At 23.2% G+C, this 3,620-nt stretch carries 7 protein-coding genes; 2 read left to right on the top strand and 5 right to left on the bottom strand.

Annotated features, from left to right (window positions below; translation table 4 throughout):
- Positions 1–246: hypothetical protein (locus tag D9R21_RS07220; protein ID WP_158613905.1), on the top strand; the 246-nt coding region annotated here is incomplete at its 5' end.
- Between the two features lie 399 nt (positions 247–645).
- On the opposite strand, the gene D9R21_RS08560 is transcribed toward D9R21_RS07220, so the two are convergent.
- The 4 genes from D9R21_RS08560 to D9R21_RS05035 form a co-directional block, all read right to left on the bottom strand.
- Positions 646–768: a hypothetical protein gene (locus D9R21_RS08560; RefSeq protein ID WP_255416624.1), complete on the bottom strand. Its 123-nt coding sequence runs from the start codon at positions 766–768 to the stop codon at positions 646–648.
- A gap of 24 nt (positions 769–792) precedes the next feature.
- Entirely contained in the window at positions 793–1,182 is a 390-nt protein-coding gene (locus D9R21_RS05045) for a P-loop NTPase family protein (protein WP_126821354.1), read from the bottom strand.
- An 81-nt stretch (positions 1,183–1,263) separates the two neighbouring features.
- Positions 1,264–1,569, bottom strand: a complete 306-nt coding sequence (locus D9R21_RS05040; RefSeq protein ID WP_241568783.1) for a ParA family protein — start codon at positions 1,567–1,569, stop codon at positions 1,264–1,266.
- Positions 1,556–1,795, bottom strand: coding sequence for a hypothetical protein (locus D9R21_RS05035; protein WP_126821353.1), 240 nt, complete (start codon positions 1,793–1,795; stop codon positions 1,556–1,558). Before D9R21_RS05035 ends, D9R21_RS05040 begins: the two co-directional genes overlap by 14 nt.
- 529 nt (positions 1,796–2,324) lie before the next feature.
- On the opposite strand from D9R21_RS05035, the gene D9R21_RS05030 reads away from it, so the two are divergent.
- Entirely contained in the window at positions 2,325–3,332 is a 1,008-nt protein-coding gene (locus tag D9R21_RS05030; RefSeq protein WP_126821352.1) for a hypothetical protein, read from the top strand.
- A 46-nt stretch (positions 3,333–3,378) separates the two neighbouring features.
- Here D9R21_RS05030 and D9R21_RS05025 read toward each other — a convergent pair whose 3' ends face one another.
- Positions 3,379–3,573: a hypothetical protein gene (locus D9R21_RS05025; protein WP_126820562.1), complete on the bottom strand. Its 195-nt coding sequence runs from the start codon at positions 3,571–3,573 to the stop codon at positions 3,379–3,381.
- Positions 3,574–3,620: the final 47 nt, after the last annotated feature.

Below are 3,620 nucleotides of genomic sequence, written 5' to 3'. Positions count from 1 at the left end.
ACTTACCAACAAGCCCGCGAACAAATTTGCGCTGAAAGCGACAAATTAAAAGCAGAATACCATTCTTTCGTAAAAAACAAATATTCTGCTAAAAACAGTGAAAATTCCTTATTACAAAGAAAAAATAATTCTCTTGTTGATGATTATAACACTGTTTATGAAAAAAACAAGGGTGACCCACCAGAATTATCCGAAGAAGATGTTGACCGACTCCTAAAAGAGTTAGATGATGACATCTTCCAATAAACTCTTCTTTTTGAGTTTATCCTTGTAACACCAAAGCACAGAACTTGCATAAAACCACAGTGTAGCAAGACAAAGAATAAACAAAATTAAGATATGGATTTATCATATTGTTTTTGCTGTTTGGCAAATCACCTATTTTTATTATACCTTTTCTTCCAATAGAATACCAAAATAAATACCATTACCATACCAAAACAACATATTTAATAAATTTTATATATTTTTTAAATAAGTTTAGTAGTAATTTTATTCAAAAAAGTAATAAATAACCACCTAGTTCCTTTTTTCTTTTAGACTGCACCCCAAAAAGTAAGTATTAGTAAAAAAGGTTTATAAACTTTTTTTAATTTTACTTACTTTTTGGGGTGCACTCTAATTTTTTAATCTTTTAATATTAAATTATTTATCACATTTTCTATTGCCTTCATTAATAGTAAATCACTTATCATCTATTTTTTGAATAACAAAACTACAATTTTCACATTTACTTAAATCTTCATCTAAACTTATTAATTTATGCATAATTATAATATCTCCTTTTTATATTTATTTGATTTCCTTTATTAGTTCTTCGTAGGCTTGTTTTTGTCGCCAATAATATTGACTATCCAAAATACTTGCTAATTCGTTTTCGCTTGTTAAAAATGTTTCAGAACTTTTTAATATTATTTTAGAACAGTAATTTAAAAATCCTTTTTCATCTAATCACTCATTAATTAATATTAAATTTTTATCACTTTTGATATTATTCAATATTATTTTATATTCTGGGATTTGTCTTTTTTCTTTTTCACAAATATATTTTAAAGTATTAATTAAATCTAAAATTTCTTTAAATACCCCCAAACCTTCATTGAAAGGAATTATAATTAAGTCAGAAATAATTAATCAATTTAAACTTAATTCATATACTGTTGGCGGATAATCAATCAACACATAATCGTAATTATCAAATGTTTCTTTATTTGTTAAATAAATATTTTCAGCAACAAAAAATTTATCATTATTATCATAAAATTATTTTAATAAAAAATTTACTTTTTTTTTTACTCTTTCTCCACCAACAATAAAATCAATTTCTTTATATTTTGTATTTTGAATTATTTTTTTAAAAGAATTGTTCTTATTAAAAATAAAACAATCTGATATTGTTTTTTCTAAATTAACTTCTGCACCTTTTAATTCAAAAGTTATTGTTGCTTGGGGGTCTAAATCAATAACTAAAACTTTTTTATTTTCTAAGGCAAACTTATATGCTATATTTTTACAAAGGGTTGTTTTTCCCACGCCACCCTTTTTGTTACAAAAACTAATCATCTTCATTTTTGTTGTCTTCCTTTCTGTATCTTTCTCTTAAAATTCTATTCATAAGAGTTGTATATTTTAATTCTTTTTCTTCTGCTTCTTTTTTGAATTCTTTTACTAATTCTGGCTCACATGTCATAGTTGGCATTTTTTGATTTCAATATTTATCATTTTCTTTTTTAAATGCTATTGTATCTTCAATTTTTTCTAATGTTTTTCTACTTTTTTCACTTGTAATTGGCATTAAAAAATTTCCTTTCTAATTTAGATTATTTTATATAAAATACTATATAATTAATTTATGTTATTGTTTTATTCATTAAAATAACCTTCGATGCGTTACAGACGACTATTTAACAACAAAAAACAAAAAACCTTTATTTTATAGGGTTTTAATTAAAATAAATATGTTTTGGGCGAGCGGTTGATTTTCTTAAATTTTTGTGATAAAATAACTTACAAGTTAAAAAATATTTTGAGGTTCTTTCAAACAAATTTGGGAACCTTTATAAAATTCTTCGCTTAACGCTTAGAATTTTTCCCAAGTATTTTGAAAAGCGCGGCAAAAGTTTTTTTAACTTTAAGTAATTTTTTATAAAATTATGAAAATTACCGCGAGCCCAAATTTAGTACAATATAATCACAATAATAATTATATAATTAACCCCTATATATTTAAAGTGCTTTACTTGCATATATATATATATATATATATATAATGTCAATAGATCTTTATAAGAAGTTTCAAAATTAAGGAAAGGAAATTATATAAAATGAAAAAACTATTAAGTTTATTAAGTGTATTAACAATTAGTGGAACTGCTTTACCAACAACAATTGCTGCTAGCCCTTATCAAAAAAAACAAAGTATAAGAATAAAAAGACAAACACAAAGTCCTATTTTTAAAACCAATGGACCTGACATTCCAACAGAACAACAAATCAAAGATAAATTAATTAATAAATACCCACACATAACGGCTGAACAAATTAAAGTCAAAAATATTACTAGCAATTCTGTAAATATTACTATAGATGGATTTTCTGGAGAAAAAACACTTACTTTTATAGTAGATAAATCTGTACCAATAAACGACGTTATTAAAACTACTCATTTAGGAGAAATTGATATAACAAAATTTGGTGGTGAATATGATGAGAAATTATTTAAAAATTTTTTAAAAGAATTAAATTCACAATTAGACATTAATAAAATTAACGTCACAGACATTACTACAAGTACTATTAAAGTTAATTCAAATGATACAAGTACTTATACAGGACATATAATTGTTGATTATAGTAGACCAATAAAAACATTTATTAAAAACTTTGAATTAGGCTCAATTATAGTTAATAATAATTATTTACCAACAGAACAACAAATCAAAGATAAACTAAGAGAAAAAAATCCAAAGTTAACAAATATTATAAATGATTTTGAAGTTAAAGATATAACTTCAAGAAATGCAAAAATATCTTTTATAAGAAAAGATATTTTAAGTGGTGAAGTAGTTATTAATTTTATATCTAATATTAATTTAAATAAAATTATTATTCAAACTAATTTGGGTGGATTTATAACTAATAATTTATCTAATCCAACCAAACAACAAATCAAAGATAAATTAAAAGAATTAAATCCAAAGTTAAATATCGAAAAAATCAATGTTGAAAATGTTAGTAATATAAGAGCAAAGATTACTTCTTCTGATACAAATACTTATACAGGACATATAATTGTTGATTATAGTGTTTCAATAGAATCAATTAATTGATAATAAAAAGTAAATAATAGACTGTAGACTGCACCAATTTTAGTAAGTACTAATAAAAAGTATTTACTATTTTTTTTATTATATCTTTTTCTTTACGATTTGAATATCATGTATTTCATTTTATAACATCTTGTATATATTCTTCATGTGAATTATATATTTTATTATGGATTGTAGCTTTCTTAAGTAATGAATGAAAACTTTCTATAACAATATTATCTGCACAGTGGTATTTTTTACCCATTGAAATTATAATACCGTTAGAGACACATTTATAGTGATAAATAGCGG

The sequence above is a fragment of the Spiroplasma endosymbiont of Megaselia nigra genome, assembly GCF_003987485.1.
Classification (GTDB): domain Bacteria; phylum Bacillota_I; class Bacilli_A; order Mycoplasmatales; family Mycoplasmataceae; genus Spiroplasma.
The sequence above is the reverse complement of the archived record's forward strand: the minus strand, read 5'-3'. Positions and strand labels throughout refer to the sequence as shown.